This is a genomic window from Clostridium sp. CTA-17 (assembly GCF_054767895.1).
This window is the reverse complement of sequence record NZ_BAAABF010000001.1, coordinates 48,969-67,585: the sequence shown is the minus strand read 5'-3', so window position 1 is coordinate 67,585 and position 18,617 is coordinate 48,969. Positions and strand designations below refer to the sequence as shown.

Below are 18,617 nucleotides of genomic sequence, written 5' to 3'. Positions count from 1 at the left end.
GAAAGAAAGGTGGAAGAAGCTGAAATGAATAATGATTTTCTTAATCTCTTAGAAACTCTTAACAACGAAAAATATATGAGATCCTTTATATCATATTTAATTTCTCCTGTAATAACAGGGATTAAGCCTTCTTCCACCATTACTCTTTCAAAGCAAGGTCATAATTTATATAAACTTTGGGATGTGTATGGTGAAGCTTTCTTAAAAGATCTTAATTTAAAGCACATATTGCTTAGAGAAACTATAAATTCTAAGGTAATATTAATTTATGATGAAATAAATTTAATGAATACTGTATATAAAAAATCTTCCATGGATTTTTTAGAAAAACTCGACTATAGATTAACTATGAGTATTGATGAAATATTAACTCATTTAGTTAATAGATATGATTCATTCCATTGTCCTCATGAATTAGGTATTTTTCTAGGAATTCCAGTTAAAGATGTAGAATGCTTTATGGAATGTACTAAGAGCAAATGCCTTCTTTGTGGATATTGGAAGGTATATGAAGAAGAGAAAAAAGCCCAAGAAATCTTTGAACTTTATGATAGTTCAAAAGAAATAATAATGAATCACTTACTTTCTGGTAAGGATTTAAAAGAAGTTTATAACTTGACAAATAATGTATATAAATTTAATATTTGACTCTCATTGCTAATAAACCACTCAGATTTCTGCCATTATCTGAGTGGTTTTATTTTTTTCTTATTTTTACTCTAAATTTACTACACCTATAAATTTAATTTATTCTTCATATAGTTAATTTGCTTCTTGATATACTACTCTTACAACTAATTATAAAATTTATACTTTAGATTGTAATTACTCATTACTTGTAAACTTATATCCAACCCCTCTTATAGTTTGAATATATTGAGGATTTTTATCATCGCTTTCAACCTTTTTACGTAAATGTCTAATATGAACATCTACTGTTCTTGTTTCCCCTATGTATTCATATCCCCAAATTTTATCAAGTAAAAGTTCTCTAGTTAATATATTACCCTTATTCTTTATAAGAAGCTTTAATAATTCAAACTCCTTTAATGTTAATTCTACATTTTGAGTTCCTTTTGTTACTTCTCTTGTTTTAAAATTAACTACTACATCACCAAATTTAATTATATTTTCTTCTTTTTTAACATTACTTCTTCTAAGTAAAGCTTTTACTCTAGCCATAAGTTCTCTTATTGAAAATGGCTTTGTTATATAATCATCTGCTCCAAGTTCTAAGCCTAATACTTTATCAAACTCTTCCCCCTTTGCTGTAATCATCATTACTGGAATATCTGAAGTTTCTTCATTTCTTCTAATTTCTTTACATACTTCTAAACCATCTATTTCTGGAAGCATTAAATCTAAAAGTATTAAATCAAACTTAATTTCTCTTATAATCTTTAGAGCTTCAGTTCCATTAACAGCAACTTCTGTATCATAGCCTTCTTTTTTTAAGTTAAATTTTATAAGTTCTCTAATATGTTCCTCATCATCTACTATTAGGACTTTTTTATTTGTCATACTTGTCCCTCCTTTACCCAAAACACTACCCTATTTTATAGCTTATCATAATATTGAAAACAAAAAAAGATATACCACTTATAGATATATCTTTAAATTATTATACTAATTAAGTCAGACCTAATAAGCTAAATTTTATCTTATTTATATTTTATGTTATTATCCAAGTTCAGTCATATCACCTTTTATGGCATAAACTATATTCTCACAAACATTAGTTATATGATCACCTATTCTCTCTAAATACCTAGCAACAAATATTAATTTAACACCTTGATTTATATTGTTAGAATCTTTATGCATTGCAGCTAATAAATTTACATAAACATCATTATATAAATCATCAACTATATTATCTTCTAATGCGGCATCATAAGCTAATTTTGTTTCATTACTATCTAATGCATTTTTAGCAGCCTTTAGCATATTTAAACAAACTGATTTCATTTTAGGTATTCCTACCATTCCTGTAATATGCTCTTCATTATCTATTTTTATTGTTTCCATAGCTATATTAACTGAATAATCTCCTACTCTCTCAAGTTCCATAGCTATAGTTGATAAGGCATATACATTTCTTAAATCTTTAGCCATAGGCTGTTTTAAAGCAGTAAGTTCAATAGATTTCTCAATTATTTTATTTCTTAAGTTATCTATATCATCATCCATTTTTATAACTTCTCTAGCAACTTCTAAGTCCTTATTAACTATTGAATCTACTGATTTTTCTATGGCTAATTCACATAATTCCATCATTTCTTTAGTTTCAGCTTTTAATTCTTTTATACTTATTCTTAAATCATCTATACTCATTTACTTTAATCACCCCTTATAATTTTAGCCAAATCTTCCTGTTATATAATCTTCTGTTCTCTTATCTCTTGGATTTGTAAAGATTGTATTAGTATCACTAAACTCTACAAGTTCTCCATTTAAGAAGAATGCTGTTTTATCTGATATACGCGCCGCTTGCTGCATATTATGTGTTACTATTACTATAGTATATTTATCCTCAAGCTTTCTTATAAGCTCTTCTACTTTTAATGTTGATATTGGGTCTAAAGCTGATGTTGGCTCATCCATAAGAATTATTTCTGGATTCATAGCTATAGCTCTAGCAATACATATTCTTTGTTGCTGCCCTCCTGAAAGACCTAAGGCAGAAGATTTTAATCTATTCTTAACCTCATCCCAAATAGCAGCATCTCTTAAACTCTCTTCAACAATTTTATCTAAAACCTTTTTATCTTTTATTCCATGTACTCTTGGTCCATAAGCAACATTGTCATATATGCTCATTGGGAAAAGATTAGGCTTTTGAAATACCATCCCTACTTTAGTACGAAGTGCTATAACATCATCGTCTTTGTATATATCTTTTCCATCAACCTGTATTTCTCCTTCAATTCTAACTATAGGAATCAAATCATTCATTCTATTCAAAGTACGAAGGAAAGTTGATTTACCACATCCTGAAGGACCAATTAATGCTGTAACTTCATTTTCTTTTATATCTATATTAATTTTCTTTAACGCATGATTACTTGCATAAAATAAATCTAAATCTCTTACTTGAATTTTTGTTTTCTTATCACTCATCTTAATACCACCTTAAATTAATAGTTTGCCTTATTAAATTTTTTAGCTATTAACTTAGCTGAAATATTTAATGCTAGTATTATAACTATAAGAACTATTCCAACTGCAGCTGCTGTTTCTATATCTCCTTTTTCCTTTGTTACAAGGTAAGCTTGAACTGTAAGTGTTCTTGCACTTGAAAAAATTCCTTTTGGCATTTGTGCAACAGTTCCAGCAGTAAGTAATATAGCTGCTGATTCTCCAATTATACGTCCTATTGATAATATTACTCCTGAAAGTATTCCAGGCATTGCACTTGGTAATATTACTTTATATAAAGTTTGAAACTTTGTAGCACCTAATCCTAAGGATGCTTCTCTATATGATTCCGGCACAGTTTTTAATGCCTCTTCTGTTGTTCTAATTATTACAGGTAAGATTATTATTGATACTGTTAATGAACCTGCTAAAATTGAATACCCCATTTTTAAAGCTACTACAAAGAATATACCTCCAAATAATCCATAAACAATTGAAGGAATACCTGCTAAACTTTCAGTAGCAAATCTTATAAACTTAACCATCTTTCCTTGTTTAGCATATTCTTGTAAATATACAGCTCCCAAAACTCCTATGGGAGTAGCAACTGCTAAGGAAAGTAAAACAGTCCATAAGGTTGTTACTATCATTGGCAATATTCCACCACCGCCACTAGCTGAATAATTACTTGTTAAGAATGTTAAATTTATTTTTCCTATGCCCTTTACAAATATGAATCCTAAAATAATTACAAGAATTCCTATTGTAAATATGGCTGATAACCAAACTAACCCATTTAATATATTATCTTTAACTTTTCTCATATTTATTTACCGCCCTTGTTAGAAAGTTTACTAAGTACTAAGTTTAGTATTAATATGAATGTAAATAATACTACCCCTGTTGCAAATAGCATTTCTTGGTGAGTTCCAAATGCATAACCCATTTCTAAGGCTATATTAGTTGTAAGAGGTCTTACACTATCCATTATAGAACTTGGAATAACAGGTGTATTTCCCGCTACTAATATAACTGCCATTGTTTCTCCAATTGCTCTACCTATTCCTAATACTACCCCTGTCATTATTCCTGATTTGGCCGCTGGTACAATAACTTTAAATATTGTTTCAGTTTTTGATGCTCCTAAGGCTAATGATCCTTCTTTATATGCATTAGGTACAGCCCTTATAGCAGTCTCTGATACTGTTATTACCGTTGGTAACATCATTATTGCTAATACTATTATTACAGCTAGCAAACTTTGCCCTTTAGGTAAATTAAATGCCTCTTGTATTGTAGGAACTATTATTGCTAATCCAAATACTCCATATAAAACAGAAGGTATTCCAGCTAAAAGTTCTACTGCTCCTGACATAATTTTTGCTATTTTCTTTGGTGCTATCTCTGCTATGAATATTGATGTTAATATTCCCACAGGAACACCTATTAATAAAGCTCCTATTGTAGCACCTAAAGAAGCCACAATCATAGGTAATATTCCATATTTATTTGCACTTGGTATCCATTGTGTACCAAATATGAAATCCCAGAAAGAATATCCTTCTATTATGAAGGGTCTTAATCCCTTATAAAAAACAAATCCTATTATTAAAAGTAAACTTATTACAGCTACTGAAGCACTAATTAAAAATATCTTTTCAGTTAAGCTTTCTATGAAATATTTACTCTTATTATTCTGACTTTTAGCTTCCATATTTACCTCCACCTTAAATTAATCTCCAATAAATATATCTTTGACATTTTTCTTAAATTAATTCTCTTTAATAAATAAGTATTAAGTTACACTTATTAATCCATCTTCTTCAACTATTTCTTGTCCTTCTTTACTCATTATGAAATCTATAAATTTCTTTGAATTTTCATTTAAATTTCCCTCTTTATATACTAATAAAAATGGTCTTGATAGCTTGTACTTTTTATTTTGTACATTTTCAGCTGTAGGCTTTACTCCATCAATGCTAACTGCGTGCACTGAATCATCTACATAACTAAAGGATATATATCCTATTGCATTCTTATTTCCTGCTACCATTGTTTTAATACTTCCAGAACCATCTGAAATCTGAGCCTGTGGACTTATTTCCTCTGAATTGAATCCAACAATTTCTTGGAAGGCATCTCTTGTTCCTGATCCATCTTCCCTTGAAACTAATACTATTGGAGTATCTTCTCCACCAACCTCTTTCCAGTTTGTTATTTTTCCTGTATATATATCTCTAATCTGCTCCATTGTAAGATTTCGCACTGGATTTTCATTGTTAATTATTACTGACATACCATCATAGGCAATAGGTTTTTCTTTAATTCCAGATTCTAATTCCTTTTCCTTTAAATCTCTTGAAGAAATTCCTATCTCTACAGTTCCATTTATAGCATCTTTTATTCCTGCTGATGATCCTAATTGGTTTACCTCAATAGTAATATCTGGCATATCCTTTTTAAAAACTTCTGCTTCAGCCTCTACTAATGGTCCTACTGAACTTGAGCCTGAAATTTTTATTATATTAGCTCTTGATCCTCCACCACATCCTGTTAATAAAAAGCCCATTGCTAAAATACTACTTAATGCAATTACTACTCTTCTCCTATTCATTTTTTCCTCCGCTTATATAAATTTAATATACATTTTAAAATCTAATAATTTATTTTTATTTAATTTTATATTTTTGTTTCGCTTACAAGATTAATCTTATTTCTCTTAGGTTAAGTTAATATTATTTCTATGTTAAATCTATGTAAAAAAATCTAATAAAAAAATCCTAAGAATATAAATAATCTATTCTTAGGATTAAATGTATATTAAATATATAAGCGAACTATTTTACTTTTATTAAGTGTTCTTTAGCTACTATGTCTTGCCCTTCTTCACTTAATATGAAATCTATAAAACTCTTACCTGATTCTGTTAAATTCTCTTCCTTATAGACTGCTAAGAAAGGTCTTGAAACTTTGTAAGATTTATTTAAAACATTTTCTGGTGTTGCTTCAACTCCATCAACCTTTACTGCACTTACACTATCATCAACATAACTAAAAGATATATATCCTATTGCATTTTCATTACCTTGAACTAAGGACTTGATATTTCCTGATCCATCTGATATCTGAGAATTAACAGTTAACTCTTCAGCCTTAAATCCTACTATTTCTTGGAAAGCATCTCTTGTTCCAGATCCATCCTCTCTAGAAACAACCACTATTGGAGCATCATTCCCTCCAAGTTCTTTCCAATTTGTTATTTTACCTGTATATATATCTTTTATTTGAGCTAATGTTAAATCCTTCACTGGATTATTTTTATGTGTTATTAAAGCTATTCCATCATAAGCTATTTCTACTTCGTTAAGTCCTGCTTGTTTTTCTTCTGCCTTAAGGTCTCTAGAAGCCATTCCTATTTCTGAAACTCCCTCCATAGCATTTTTAATGCCTGCTGATGACCCTATTTGATTTATTTCTATAGATACATCTGGTTTCTTAGTCTTAAAAGCCTCTGCCTCTGCTTCCATAACTGGCCCTACAGAAGTTGATCCAGATATACTAACTGCATTTGTAGATTTTGCTTCACTTCCCCCAGAATTACATCCAACCATGGCTGTGGCACCTATAAATACAGTACCTATAATTGCTATTAATCTCTTTTTAAACATATTTAAATTCCCTCCAAAATCTCAGTTAATATTGAGTACACTCTTATATTATCTTCTCAATGTTAAAAGGAAATTATACTAAGGTTAAGTCCATGTTAAAAAGGCTCTATAAAAATATAAAAAATAAAAGTTATGGATTAAGTGGTAAAACACTACATTAATTATTTAATAGTGTTAGCAACATTTATTAACCTTGGAAAGGCATATTCAAAGAATTCCTTGTAGCTTTGACAATAGTAGTTTAACTCTAAAACTGAATCTTCCTTTGAATCTCTGCACCTTCTACATCCACCTTTACAAAGTCTAAACCACTTGCACTTTTTGCATTCTTCATGAACTTTAAAGGATGATTTTATAAACTCATGATTTTTATTGGTTTCAAATAATTCTTTCATTGTCATATCATGTATGTTGCCTAGTCTCCATTTATCTAAAACATAAAAGTCACAAGGATAAACACTCCCATCACTTTCCACAACAAACTGACAGGTACATGTCCCATTCATTCCACAAGATGATGACCTTCCTAGTAAAATTGTTTCTAATAAACCATCAAAATATCTAATGCTTATTCTATTTCCATTTAGAAAATCTTCATACCACAAGTCAAATAAATTCTTTAAAAACTTAGTATAATCCTTTGGTTTTAAAGAATAATTATATTTACCATTTTCTTCATACAATGGGTCAAGACAATTTATAAATTGAAGAAATTTAAAATCTTTTTCCTTAAAATATTTATATACTTTATTTACATGCCTAGCTGTATTAGAGGTCACAACGCATAATATATTAAATTCAACATTATACTTTTTAAATAACTCTGATGCCCTTTCTACCTTACTAAAAGTATCTAAACCGTAACAATCTTTTCTATTTAAATTGTGTATTTCTTTAGGGCCATCCATAGATAGTCCTACAAGAAATTTATTTTCACTTAAAAACTTTGCCCAACTTTCATCTATTAAAGTCCCATTTGTTTGCAAACTATTATATATTTTTAAATTTTTATAATTATGTTTCCTTTGAAGCTCAATTAACTTTTCAAAAAATTCTAATCCTGCTAAAGTAGGTTCTCCTCCCTGAAAAGCAAAACTACAATGTCCATCAGCTTCATTTAAAACTCTTTTGACCATACTTTCTAAAACTTCATCTTTCATAATACCATAGCTCTTAACATTTCTATTGTCACTTAAAGAATGATAAAAGCAATAAGTGCATTTTAAATTACATCCACTAGAAGCTGGCTTAATAAGCAAACTTAATGGTGGCATCCCAATTCCCCCTCTTACTTTTCCCAATTATAATAAACCTTCTAATAAAATTTATTATATATAATAACTATCCTTAATAATATTAAACATTTGCTAACTCTTCTTTTAAAGCTTTATAACCAATCTTTTCATTAATTAATCTTACTACCTTATTCATTTCATATTGATCTCTTCCTTTAATACTATATTCTTTACCATCTTTTAAAAGTATAGTAATTAAATAAACATACTTATTAGCTGTATTGCTTATATTAATTTCTTTAACATCATGAAAATTAATCTTTTCCTCTCCATTTACAAAAAGGATAAAATCATTTTTTCTTATAATAATAGTACTTTTAACACTTTTCTTTGTAGCATATATAAAAATTCCAAAACAAAAAATAATAGTTAATACTCTCCATATAGTTGATGTAAGATTATTAGCTTGTCTTGCCATAACTCCAACTACCAAGTCAAAAGCGAAAAATATTAGTAATACATTTGATATTTTATCATATAATAAACTAATAACTTTTGAATCTGTTTTTTTCTTTTCTAACTTAATAGTTTTTAATTTATTATTCCTATAAATAATTAAACCACCTAATATCAAAATACATGCAATGAATCTAATAATCATAAATCCTCCTTTGTTCCCTCTGCTAAAAGCAAGGTCTCCATAAAATCACTTAACAAATTATTAATTTTCTTTATTGTATCATTTTTACAAATTAAAGGAAATAATAACTTTATTGTATAAAAAAGTTCACTAGATATACGCGAAGTAATATTTGAATAAGTGATTAGAATTTCATTTATTCTGGAATAAATATAATGTTAAAAGGCTGAGACTGTTTGACCAACGGAAGTTTCGAAGCCTTAATTATATTTATGGAAGAATTAATAGAAATTCTTCACGAAATTCAATAATTACTAAGCTATATCTAGTGAACTTTACTTAATAGAGTTCTTAATTCCTATCTTGGGATTAATCCTATTTTCTTTTGCATTTTTCTAAGAGTTTTCATTGCAGCATAATTTGCTTTTTCTGCACCCTTTTTGTATATTTCCTCTAAAGCTTTTTTATCTCCTAATAAAGCTTTAACCTTTTCTTGAACTGGAGCTAACTCTTCAACTATAGCTTCTGCTACATCATTTTTAAATTCAGCATATCCTTTGCCATCATACATTTTTACAACTTCCTCAGGAGTATATCCTTTTATTGCACAAAGAATATTTATTAAATTCTTAACTCCTGGCTGTTCATCAGTATAATTTACAACACCAATACTATCTGTTACAGCTCTTGAAATTTTCTTTCTTATGACATTAGGCTCATCCATTATTAATATGAAACCATTTGTATTAGCATCTGATTTAGACATCTTTTTGCTTGGATCTTGTAAATCCATTATTTTTGCGCCCTCTTTTGGAACATATCCCTCTGGTATAGTGAATGTTGGACTATAAGAATTGTTAAATCTAGTACCAATATCTCTAGCAAGCTCTAAATGTTGCATTTGGTCTTTTCCCACTGGAACAAGATCTGCATTATATAAAAGTATATCAGCTGCCATAAGAACTGGATAGTTAAATAATCCGGCTCCTATTGAATCTCCCATTTTCTTTGATTTATCTTTATACTGAGTCATTCTGCTTAATTCACCCATATATGAATTACATGTTAAAAGCCATGAAGCTTCTGAATGAGCTGGTACATGTGATTGTATAAATAATGTATTTTTCTCTGGATTTATTCCTGATGCTATATATATAGCTAAAACTTCTAAAGTTCTTCTTCTTAAATCTGCTGGTAATTGCTTTACTGTTATGGCATGTAAATCAACAACGCAGAAATAACAATCATATTCTTCTTGTAATTTAGTCCAGTTTTTTATAGCGCCTAAGTAATTTCCTAATGTTAAATCACCTGATGGCTTTATTCCACTAAAAATAATTTTTTTCTTATCTTCCATTAGTTTTTCTGATGCTTCCTAAAAATTAATTGAAGTATCAGATACACCTCCTTTATAAAAATTTAATTAACCTTTTTATTTTTTAAATAGCTATTTTCTTTTAAAATAAAAAAGTCCTATAAGCCATAAGACTTATAGGACGAATATATCGCGGTACCACCTAATGTTACAAAGAAAATTCTTTGTATCTCTTTCTTGTAACGTAAGAATTACGATTTAGAATACTAAAATTCCTCTAAACATCTCGAAGATCCATTCAACTTAATCATAACTATCATACTCCCAGCAAACATATGACTCTCTTAAAGTTTGTTTTTAAGTCTACTAATTCTTGTCATCGATATTTTATATTAAACTTTAATGTTATTTTATCACTTTTTAATCTTTAGTCAAGATTATTTATTTTTCTACTGAAATAAATAAGGTGAATTTCATAAATATTCCTATCATATTCATTTTAACATTAATTTAATATTATAGCTATTTTTTTATCAAATTATCAAGTTTATATTTCCATAATTTTATATATAAAATATTTTTGTTGATTTTTCTTAACATTATGATAATATAGTATTATAACTTTTAAAAATGAAATCAAAAAATTACTAAAAGAATATTAGCAAAATACTATATAAATTTTTATAAAATCAAATTATAAATCATATATTTTTAAGATTATTTATATATTATAGATTAAATAATAATTTTAAATGAAAATATTAATTTGATTGTTGAAGAAAGACGGGGTGTATATTATGAATAACAAAAGATCAGATTTTTTAGTAATCGGCTTTGCATTATTCTCAATGTTTTTAGGGGCTGGTAATCTTATTTTCCCTCCTTTATTAGGAAGAAATTTAGGTGCAGATTACTATTTAGGGATTATAGGATTTATAATAACTGGAGTTGGAGTACCACTACTTGGTATATTATCTTCAATGAGAGTTAACGGTAAATTTGAATTATTCGGAGATAAAGTAGGTAAAAAATTCTCATTAATATATTCAATAGCATTATTTATACTTATTGGACCATTATTAGCTATTCCTAGAACAGCAGCTACTACATTTGAATTAGCATTTGCTCCTAACTTTGCAAATATAAATTACTTTGCAGTAATAGTTGTTTACTTTTTAGTTAATTTAATCTTTGTATTAAAGCCATCAAAAGTTATAGATGTTTTAGGTAAATTTTTAACTCCTATATTATTAGCAATATTATTCTTCTTAATAGCTAAAGGAGTTCTTAGCCCAATAGATGCTTTAACAAAATCATATACTCCTGATGCTCTTTCTACATCATTACTTGAAGGATATCAAACAATGGATGCAATTGCAGCTGTTATATTCTCTTCAATAATATTAGGTTCAATAAAAGCTAAAGGATATACTGGTAAAGCTAGCTTTAAATTACTTATTAAAGCAGCAGTTATTGCAATCGGAGGACTGGCAATAATTTATGGTGGATTAATCTTCCTTGGTGCTCATACTGGGGATTTAGCTTTAAATTTGTCAAATTCTCAACTATTACTTTTTGTTGCTGAAAGTATTCTAGGACATGCAGGTGCAATACTAATAGGTGTATCAATGGCATTAGCTTGTTTAACTACTTCAATAGGATTACTTTCTGCTGGTGGAAGCTTCTTTGAAAGAGTTTCTAATGGTAAATTACCATATAAATTTAATGTTTTATTAATGACAGTAACTAGTATATTAGTTGCTAGTATGGGATTAGATAAGATAATATCATTATCAGCTACTTTACTTGGTGTAATCTACCCAGTAACAATAGTTCTTATATTATTAAATCTATTCCATAAGAGAATAACTAACCCACTTACTCATAAGGTTACTGTATATGTTACTTTAGTTGTTAGTATATTAATAACACTAGGTAACTTTATACCTGGAGTAGAAAACTTAGTTTCTCTTCTTCCACTATACTCTAAAGGATTTGGTTGGGTATTACCTGCTTTAGTAGGATTTATAATACCAAGCATTATACCTACAAGAGAAACTGCTACAGCTTAAAATATAACATACTATAATATATAAGAATATTTATCAAAAATTATATTTGATAAATATTCTTTTTTTATAAAATCTTTTTACTTTAAACTGTATTAAAAAATATTACTTTTTAACTATATTTTTATATGTCGTATCTTAAATAAAAATAGCCCTTCTTTAATTTTAATATTTTAAAAATAACATTAATATTATTTTTAAATTTTAACAATCTTATCCATAACTTTACAACTTATGCAATAGGATGCTACAATTGTTTTGTAATTTTAAAAAGGGAGGATGCTTACATTGGCAAGAAAAACTAATAAAAAAAGGAGTTCAAAAAAGCCTGCTAAGAATCGTAAATTAATAATAACGCTTTCAATCATTGGGCTTTTAATAGTTGGATTAGTAGGTGGTGTTGCTACTTATGGATTAACTATGCTTGGAAAAGTAAACAAAGTTGATTTAAATGAAGACAATTTAGGAATTGATAAAAATATTGATGAAAAGCTTTCTAAATACCATGGAATAGCTAACATAGCTTTATTTGGAATTGATGCTCCTGAGGGTACTGATGGTAGATCGGATGCTATAATGATCGCTACAGTTGATAAGATACATAATAAACTTAAATTAACTTCAATAATGAGGGATTCTTATGTAGATATTCAAGGACATGGAAAGGATAAAATCAACCATGCCTATGCTTTTGGAGGACATGAATTAGCTTTAAAAACTTTAAACGAAAACTTTGATTTAAATATTAAAGATTTTGCTACAGTTAACTTCTCATCATTACCTAAAATAATCGATTCTGTTGGTGGAATGGACTTAAATATAAGACAAGACGAAATTGATGCAAGTCCTGGTATTAATGACCACATAAGAAATTTAAATGGAATTAACCATACTGATTGCCCTTTAATAACTTCACCTGGTGTTCAACATGTAAATGGTACACAAGCCTTAGCTTATTGTAGAATAAGATACACTGCTGGTGGAGATGGTGAGAGAACTGAAAGACAAAGAATAGTTTTAAGCAAATTATTTGAAAAATTTAATCAAGTTTCTCCAGCTAAATACCCAACAATCTTAAACGAACTTATGCCTATGGTAACTACTAGTCTTTCATCTGGTGAAATTCTAAATCTTGCAAAAATAGTTGCTTCTATGAGCGGTTCTGGATTAGAACAAGAAAGATATCCTATGGATCAGTATTCTAAAGGTGAAATGATAAATGGTGTTTATTATTTAGCATTTGATAAAGATGCTACAGTTAAACAAATTCATGATTATATTTTTGAAGATAAAAAATAAAATTTTTTATATACTTCTATATATTTATAGAAGTATTATTTTTGCTTAATACTATTGATTTAAATTAAAATATACTTTTTTTAATTCTATAATATTAATATAAAAATTGGAGGTTATTATGAAAAGAAGGAGAATTATTACAACCCTTATACTAACGCTTACTTTATCCTTGCAAAGCATATCAGTTTTTGCTCAGCCAAATAAAGAAGTATCTAACATTTCTTCAGAAAAGACTGATATAAATAATGGCTGGGTTCATGAAAATAATAATTGGTATTATATATTAAACAATGAAAAAATAACCGGTTGGAAAGAGATTGATGATAATTGGTATCATTTCAATAGTGAAGGAATCATGGAAACTGGTTGGCAATTTATAAATGGTGATTGGTATTATTTAAAATCTAATGGGCCTATGGCTACTGGTTGGCAATTTATAAATGATGATTGGTACTATTTAAAACCTAATGGACCTATGGTTACTGGTTGGCAATTTATAAATAATGACTGGTATTATCTAAAGTCTAATGGGCCTATGGCTACTTCATGGCAAAAGATAAATGATGATTGGTATTACTTAAAACCTAATGGGCCTATGGCTACTGGTTGGCAAAAGATAGATAACAATTGGTACTATTTAAATTCTAATGGGCCTATGGCTACTGGCTGGAGATTCTTAGATAACAATTGGTACCACTTAAGTGAAAATGGACCTATGACTATAGGTTGGAAAATTTCAGATAATAAATGGTATTATCTTGATGATAATGGTGCAATGGCTCAAGATTCTGAAAAAACAATTAATGGAAACATATATAAATTTGATTCAGATGGGGTAATGATAACTGATAAATGGTTTGAGTCTACTTATGTAAATAAAGATGGAATTGTATTACATGGTTCTCCATCTAGATCTCATTCATATACTCAATACAAGTTATTTAATTATATGAGTAATGAAGATAATAGAGAATCTGTTCATTATGCGGCTATAGACCTTCACGGTGGAGAAACAACTAATAACTGTGTTTATTTCACTTCTGAAGCCTTAAGGAGAGCTGGAGTTAAAATCCCTCTATATGTAGCTAACACATATCAATTAGAAAGAGAATTACTTTCTAGAGGATGGATAAAATCAACTAACACAAGTGATCTTAGACCTGGAGATGTAGTATTTTCAGGATATAAACATTCATTTACATTTATGAATTGGTATGATAATGATTATGCTTATATAGTTGACAATCAAAAAAAATATTTTGATTCTGTTCTTCATAAAAGACTAGTATCAGTAGATGACCCTATTAATGATACTATAAGAGCAACTCATTTCTTCTATTTACCAGAATAATATGGTATAAAAATTTGTTTTTAATTTATAAAATTATTAGTAATTATTGAAGTTTATTTTAATTTATATAAAAAAGAGACAAGCTATTAACTAAAAAATTTAGCTAGTAGCTTGTCTTTATTATTTCTCAACTATTGATTTAACATAATTTAATTCTTCTAAATTATCAATTTCATAAATACTATCTTCTGAAATTTTTTGAATGTGAATATCTAACTTAGAGATATTATTTTTTACAATATCATCCCAATATAATTCACTAAAATCTCCATTCTCAACCATGTCTTCAAGTTCCTTAACTATTATATCTGTATCTTTTTTATCCCAATAAGATACTCCACATAATATATAGCCTTCATCATCTCCAACTTCTATATCATTTACCTTTAAATTCTCATCAAAACTAAGCTTCCATTCTCCTTTAAAGCCTTGTTTATTAGCAGAAAAATACATTGATGTTTCTGGTTTTTCTAATAAGAAATTTTCTGATATATAAACATCAGCATCAACCACATAGGTATTCTCTAAATATTCTCTAACTAAATACATAGTATATATGTTATTATATACATCATATTTATCATTATTAACTAGTTTTACTCCATATTTATCCTTTAAATAATCAAATTTTTCTGCAAGATACCCTGTAACTACAATTATTTCTTCTACTCCTCTTTCTCTTAAAAATTCTATCTGTCTTTCTAAAAGAGGTCTTCCATTAACTTCTATAAGTGACTTAGGTGTATCTAAAGTTAGGGGTCTTAATCTAGTTCCCATTCCTGCTGCTAGTAATATTGCTCTCATCTATAAATCTCCTTTATTATTCTCTCAAAACTTACTTTATATTTCTTTTTCTTTAAAACAATCTAATATTAAGGCATTTACAATCCCATCTTAATTAGTAAAATATAATTGATTTCTTTTATTATATATTTCTTATGTATTAAGAACTACACTGCTGTATTAGTAATATTAGTTAATTCCTCTTCATGTGCTGGTTGAGTTGCCACTACAAATGAGCCTATCATAACCATTAAAGCACATATTACCATTTTAATAGTTATATCATGACCTAATAGTACTTTATCAAAAATCATTGCCCATACAACATAAGTTATATTAAGTCCCATTGCTCTTGTTGGTCCTAATTTATGAATAGCTGTATAATAACAAACGTAAGAGATTGTTCCCATTAAAGCTGTGCCTATTATAACAAAAATAACATTTCCTTTTAAAACTTCAAATACTAATGGATAAGCTTTTAATAAAGGAAGAATTATTACCCCTGAAAAAAGAGCAGATATAAACTGTCTAATTTGTAAAGCTTGCTTAGGACTTATATCTTCATCTTTCATACCATAAGAGCATATTACAGATTCTGAACCCCATCCTAAAACGCTTAACCCAGCAAATAAAAATCCTATTAAGCTAGCTTTTCCCCCATCATTTCCAAATCCTAAAAGAGCTATTCCTAATATACTTATTGTTAATCCAATATACCCTTTTCTACTAATTTTTTCTTTTAAAAATATTGCTGCTAAAACTGCTCCAACAGCAGGATATATTGATGATATAGTAGCTGCATATGATGGTCCTATATAATTAACAGAAAGTAAATATCCAGTCATACCCATAGGCCCACCAAATATAGATGCTAAAATAACATATTTTGTACTTGGAGTTTTTAACGACTTAAAAAGTTTTCCAACTTGTCTTGTAAAAATCATATAAATAAACATCCATAAAGTTGAAAAAAAATCATGTAAAAATGTACTTACAAAAGGAGCTAACATTATAGCTGCCTCTGTATTTATAAATGGAGCCATGGATAATATAACTCCAACTAAAACAGTATCTATCCCCCAAGCCATAGCAGATATAATTCCACTACCATATCCCTTATAATTACTTTTAAACATACTGCCTCTCCTTTAAATTCATACTTTATTGCCCCATTAAAATTTTATCTAATAACTCTAAGTTTTTCTTTCCTCTATTATATCTATCTATACCATAAGTTCCAAAATCATCGCCTTGAGCCTCTTTTAAAATAGTCCATATGCTCCATAAAAAGTCCTGACATATTTTATAAACAAGAATTCTTATCTTATGCTTATCTTCAATTAAATTGTTAAAATATAGATTTAAGAATAATTCTTCATCATCCTCTGAAAAATCACATTCAATTGAGTGAGCCGCTAAATCCCACATAGGATCATTTAATCCACTGTACTCCCAATCTATTAGATACATTCTTTCATTAATATCTTTAACAAAGTTCTCTGGAACGGTATCATTATGACATGGTTTTATTTCCATTCCATTATCTTCTAAAACTTTTTCTAACTTTAATACCCTTGTTTTTATTTCATAATAATCTTCAAAAAGAGTACCATTAACCTTTTTAACAAGACTCTCATAATCCTCTATTTTCTCAAAAACATTAAATCTATTTTCCATTTTTATCTCTGAATTATGTAAAGTTCTTAATGCCCCTACCACTAATTCCATATTTTCTTTCTTTTTAGCCGTTGCAGGATTAAGAGTTTCTGCTCCCTCTATAAGTTCTGCAATCTTTACTCCAGACTCTTCATCAAAGAAAAGTATTTTAGCATCTATTCCTTCATCTGCTGCTAGTTTAGAGTTTATCATTTCATCTCTTCTATTAATCATAGAGCTTGTACCTAATCCTGGTATTCTTACTATATAGGCTTTGTCATTTACAAAAGCCTTATAGTTTTTATTAGTCATACCTCCTACAGGTACTATTTCTTTAACTTCCTCTTCTGAAACCTTTAATCCATTAACTATAGCACTTTTTACTTGATCTATTTTATATTGCATTTCTTTTCTTCTTATCATAGGTATAATGTGTTTCTTTACTTTTTCATATTGATCTTTATTGTCAATTTCTCCCCAAACAAGGTCATTTATCTTTTCATAACCAACCTTATAATTTCTAGCAACATCTAACATAGTGTACTCATAATTTATATATGGATTTATATTATGTTTAAATTCTTCTAACATCATTTTAAATAATTTATAAGATATTTTGCTTATACCAATCATTTCTCCATCAATCTTATTAAATTGGTGTACATCTTTTGACATTTTAAAAAGATAGCCATCCCTTATTTCAACGAAGGCCTCATCCCCTGATCCACTTTCATTAGTAATTAAAACACAATCTCTATTATCATTTTTAATAATTTGTTCTACAGCTCTACTTTCAAAAACAAGATCATTTTCTACCAATATAAAATCATCATCTATATATTCCTTAGCTAAAGCTAAAGAACTCATTGTTCCTGTCCATTTATAATTTGAATTAGTTACACAAAAAATTGTTGAATCTTTTTCAGCTAATTCTTCATAGTATTCTTTCTTATATCCATTTACTATAACAATCTTCTCTATACCATTTGATTTTAAAATATCAATTATTCTATCAATTATTCTGAATTCTTCAAGCTCTAAAAAACCAGCTGGCTTTCCAAAATCACCTTTACCACCAGCTCCTAAAATAACAGCTTGTTTAACTTTATGAAATTTATGCTTATGTATTGATAACTTTGTACTCTTAACTTTATCTAATGAATTTTCTAGTAATGCAATTCCTGCTTCAGTTAATTCATATTTAACATTCCTCTTATCTATATCAATTTTAACTATGTATTCTTTAGTCAACAGTTCCTTAAGTAAAGAATTTATTTTACCTAAAGAAATGTTTAGCATTTCTGCTAATCTTCTTTGACTTATATTGTCTTCATCATTTATAATTTTTAAAACTTCAATATCATATGATAACATCCTCAACTCTCCCTTCGTTCATTTTTTGAACATTAATATAATATCACAAAATTTTCCTTATTACAATAAAAAAAGTATTAACTTATACT

General features: G+C 28.2%; 17 protein-coding genes and 1 other annotated feature. Of the genes, 4 read left to right on the top strand and 13 right to left on the bottom strand.

Annotated elements, in window-relative coordinates:
- Nucleotides 1-24 precede the first annotated feature (24 nt).
- Nucleotides 25-648 carry a DUF3793 family protein gene (locus ACYUCG_RS00280; RefSeq protein WP_240297731.1) on the top strand — a complete coding sequence of 208 codons (624 nt, stop codon included), beginning with the start codon at nucleotides 25-27 and terminating at the stop codon, nucleotides 646-648.
- Between the two features lie 177 nt (nucleotides 649-825).
- Here the strand turns inward: ACYUCG_RS00280 and ACYUCG_RS00275 are convergent, their stop codons facing one another.
- The 10 genes from ACYUCG_RS00275 to trpS all read right to left on the bottom strand — a co-directional run bounded on the left by ACYUCG_RS00275 (nucleotide 826) and on the right by trpS (nucleotide 10,038).
- On the bottom strand, nucleotides 826-1,521 hold the full coding sequence (locus ACYUCG_RS00275; protein WP_060796538.1) for a response regulator transcription factor: 696 nt from the start codon (nucleotides 1,519-1,521) through the stop codon (nucleotides 826-828).
- Nucleotides 1,522-1,680: 159 nt separating this feature from the next.
- A complete protein-coding gene (gene phoU, locus ACYUCG_RS00270) occupies nucleotides 1,681-2,334 on the bottom strand; it encodes a phosphate signaling complex protein PhoU (protein ID WP_240297730.1) in 654 nt (217 codons plus the stop codon).
- A 24-nt stretch (nucleotides 2,335-2,358) separates the two neighbouring features.
- Nucleotides 2,359-3,120 carry a phosphate ABC transporter ATP-binding protein PstB gene (gene pstB / locus ACYUCG_RS00265; protein WP_003453508.1) on the bottom strand — a complete coding sequence of 254 codons (762 nt, stop codon included), beginning with the start codon at nucleotides 3,118-3,120 and terminating at the stop codon, nucleotides 2,359-2,361.
- Between the two features lie 17 nt (nucleotides 3,121-3,137).
- On the bottom strand, nucleotides 3,138-3,962 hold the full coding sequence (pstA, locus tag ACYUCG_RS00260; RefSeq protein ID WP_110029478.1) for a phosphate ABC transporter permease PstA: 825 nt from the start codon (nucleotides 3,960-3,962) through the stop codon (nucleotides 3,138-3,140).
- A 2-nt stretch (nucleotides 3,963-3,964) separates the two neighbouring features.
- Entirely contained in the window at nucleotides 3,965-4,852 is an 888-nt protein-coding gene (pstC, locus tag ACYUCG_RS00255) for a phosphate ABC transporter permease subunit PstC (protein ID WP_265876330.1), read from the bottom strand.
- A gap of 81 nt (nucleotides 4,853-4,933) precedes the next feature.
- Entirely contained in the window at nucleotides 4,934-5,752 is an 819-nt protein-coding gene (locus tag ACYUCG_RS00250) for a phosphate ABC transporter substrate-binding protein (protein ID WP_460267821.1), read from the bottom strand.
- 223 nt (nucleotides 5,753-5,975) lie between these two features.
- Nucleotides 5,976-6,806, bottom strand: a complete 831-nt coding sequence (locus ACYUCG_RS00245; RefSeq protein ID WP_460267819.1) for a phosphate ABC transporter substrate-binding protein — start codon at nucleotides 6,804-6,806, stop codon at nucleotides 5,976-5,978.
- A 161-nt stretch (nucleotides 6,807-6,967) separates the two neighbouring features.
- The gene (locus tag ACYUCG_RS00240; RefSeq protein ID WP_460267817.1) at nucleotides 6,968-8,080 is read right to left on the bottom strand and encodes an anaerobic sulfatase maturase; all 1,113 of its coding nucleotides are present in this window, start codon (nucleotides 8,078-8,080) and stop codon (nucleotides 6,968-6,970) included.
- Between the two features lie 82 nt (nucleotides 8,081-8,162).
- Complete coding sequence (locus ACYUCG_RS00235) at nucleotides 8,163-8,702, bottom strand: hypothetical protein (RefSeq protein ID WP_460267815.1); 540 nt, start codon at nucleotides 8,700-8,702, stop codon at nucleotides 8,163-8,165.
- A 337-nt stretch (nucleotides 8,703-9,039) separates the two neighbouring features.
- Nucleotides 9,040-10,038, bottom strand: coding sequence for a tryptophan--tRNA ligase (trpS, locus tag ACYUCG_RS00230; protein ID WP_460267813.1), 999 nt, complete (start codon nucleotides 10,036-10,038; stop codon nucleotides 9,040-9,042).
- Between the two features lie 132 nt (nucleotides 10,039-10,170).
- Nucleotides 10,171-10,385 (bottom strand) — a binding site (T-box leader).
- 408 nt (nucleotides 10,386-10,793) lie between these two features.
- Here trpS and brnQ point away from each other — a divergent pair.
- The 3 genes from brnQ (at nucleotide 10,794) to ACYUCG_RS00215 (ending at nucleotide 14,715) form a co-directional block, all read left to right on the top strand.
- The gene (gene brnQ, locus ACYUCG_RS00225; RefSeq protein WP_283678486.1) at nucleotides 10,794-12,068 is read left to right on the top strand and encodes a branched-chain amino acid transport system II carrier protein; all 1,275 of its coding nucleotides are present in this window, start codon (nucleotides 10,794-10,796) and stop codon (nucleotides 12,066-12,068) included.
- A 285-nt stretch (nucleotides 12,069-12,353) separates the two neighbouring features.
- Nucleotides 12,354-13,364 carry an LCP family protein gene (locus ACYUCG_RS00220; protein ID WP_333960218.1) on the top strand — a complete coding sequence of 337 codons (1,011 nt, stop codon included), beginning with the start codon at nucleotides 12,354-12,356 and terminating at the stop codon, nucleotides 13,362-13,364.
- A 118-nt stretch (nucleotides 13,365-13,482) separates the two neighbouring features.
- Nucleotides 13,483-14,715: a cell wall-binding protein gene (locus ACYUCG_RS00215; RefSeq protein ID WP_460267811.1), complete on the top strand. Its 1,233-nt coding sequence runs from the start codon at nucleotides 13,483-13,485 to the stop codon at nucleotides 14,713-14,715.
- Between the two features lie 120 nt (nucleotides 14,716-14,835).
- On the opposite strand, the gene ACYUCG_RS00210 is transcribed toward ACYUCG_RS00215, so the two are convergent.
- The 3 genes from ACYUCG_RS00210 to ACYUCG_RS00200 all read right to left on the bottom strand — a co-directional run bounded on the left by ACYUCG_RS00210 (nucleotide 14,836) and on the right by ACYUCG_RS00200 (nucleotide 18,528).
- Nucleotides 14,836-15,519, bottom strand: a complete 684-nt coding sequence (locus tag ACYUCG_RS00210) for an NTP transferase domain-containing protein (protein WP_283678481.1) — start codon at nucleotides 15,517-15,519, stop codon at nucleotides 14,836-14,838.
- Nucleotides 15,520-15,665: 146 nt separating this feature from the next.
- Nucleotides 15,666-16,634: a DMT family transporter gene (locus ACYUCG_RS00205; RefSeq protein ID WP_460267808.1), complete on the bottom strand. Its 969-nt coding sequence runs from the start codon at nucleotides 16,632-16,634 to the stop codon at nucleotides 15,666-15,668.
- Between the two features lie 25 nt (nucleotides 16,635-16,659).
- A complete protein-coding gene (locus ACYUCG_RS00200) occupies nucleotides 16,660-18,528 on the bottom strand; it encodes a phosphocholine cytidylyltransferase/choline kinase family protein (protein ID WP_164800351.1) in 1,869 nt (622 codons plus the stop codon).
- Nucleotides 18,529-18,617: the final 89 nt, after the last annotated feature.

What these genes read in the sequence shown, in the direction of transcription:
- ACYUCG_RS00280 (WP_240297731.1), top strand. Translation starts at nt 25, where the DNA reads ATGAATAATGATTTTCTTAATCTCTTAGAAACTCTTAACAACGAAAAA.
- ACYUCG_RS00275 (WP_060796538.1), bottom strand. Translation starts at nt 1,521, where the DNA reads ATGACAAATAAAAAAGTCCTAATAGTAGATGATGAGGAACATATTAGA.
- phoU (WP_240297730.1), bottom strand. Translation starts at nt 2,334, where the DNA reads ATGAGTATAGATGATTTAAGAATAAGTATAAAAGAATTAAAAGCTGAA.
- pstB (WP_003453508.1), bottom strand. Translation starts at nt 3,120, where the DNA reads ATGAGTGATAAGAAAACAAAAATTCAAGTAAGAGATTTAGATTTATTT.
- pstA (WP_110029478.1), bottom strand. Translation starts at nt 3,962, where the DNA reads ATGAGAAAAGTTAAAGATAATATATTAAATGGGTTAGTTTGGTTATCA.
- pstC (WP_265876330.1), bottom strand. Translation starts at nt 4,852, where the DNA reads ATGGAAGCTAAAAGTCAGAATAATAAGAGTAAATATTTCATAGAAAGC.
- ACYUCG_RS00250 (WP_460267821.1), bottom strand. Translation starts at nt 5,752, where the DNA reads ATGAATAGGAGAAGAGTAGTAATTGCATTAAGTAGTATTTTAGCAATG.
- ACYUCG_RS00245 (WP_460267819.1), bottom strand. Translation starts at nt 6,806, where the DNA reads ATGTTTAAAAAGAGATTAATAGCAATTATAGGTACTGTATTTATAGGT.
- ACYUCG_RS00240 (WP_460267817.1), bottom strand. Translation starts at nt 8,080, where the DNA reads ATGCCACCATTAAGTTTGCTTATTAAGCCAGCTTCTAGTGGATGTAAT.
- ACYUCG_RS00235 (WP_460267815.1), bottom strand. Translation starts at nt 8,702, where the DNA reads ATGATTATTAGATTCATTGCATGTATTTTGATATTAGGTGGTTTAATT.
- trpS (WP_460267813.1), bottom strand. Translation starts at nt 10,038, where the DNA reads ATGGAAGATAAGAAAAAAATTATTTTTAGTGGAATAAAGCCATCAGGT.
- brnQ (WP_283678486.1), top strand. Translation starts at nt 10,794, where the DNA reads ATGAATAACAAAAGATCAGATTTTTTAGTAATCGGCTTTGCATTATTC.
- ACYUCG_RS00215 (WP_460267811.1), top strand. Translation starts at nt 13,483, where the DNA reads ATGAAAAGAAGGAGAATTATTACAACCCTTATACTAACGCTTACTTTA.
- ACYUCG_RS00210 (WP_283678481.1), bottom strand. Translation starts at nt 15,519, where the DNA reads ATGAGAGCAATATTACTAGCAGCAGGAATGGGAACTAGATTAAGACCC.
- ACYUCG_RS00205 (WP_460267808.1), bottom strand. Translation starts at nt 16,634, where the DNA reads ATGTTTAAAAGTAATTATAAGGGATATGGTAGTGGAATTATATCTGCT.
- ACYUCG_RS00200 (WP_164800351.1), bottom strand. Translation starts at nt 18,528, where the DNA reads ATGTTATCATATGATATTGAAGTTTTAAAAATTATAAATGATGAAGAC.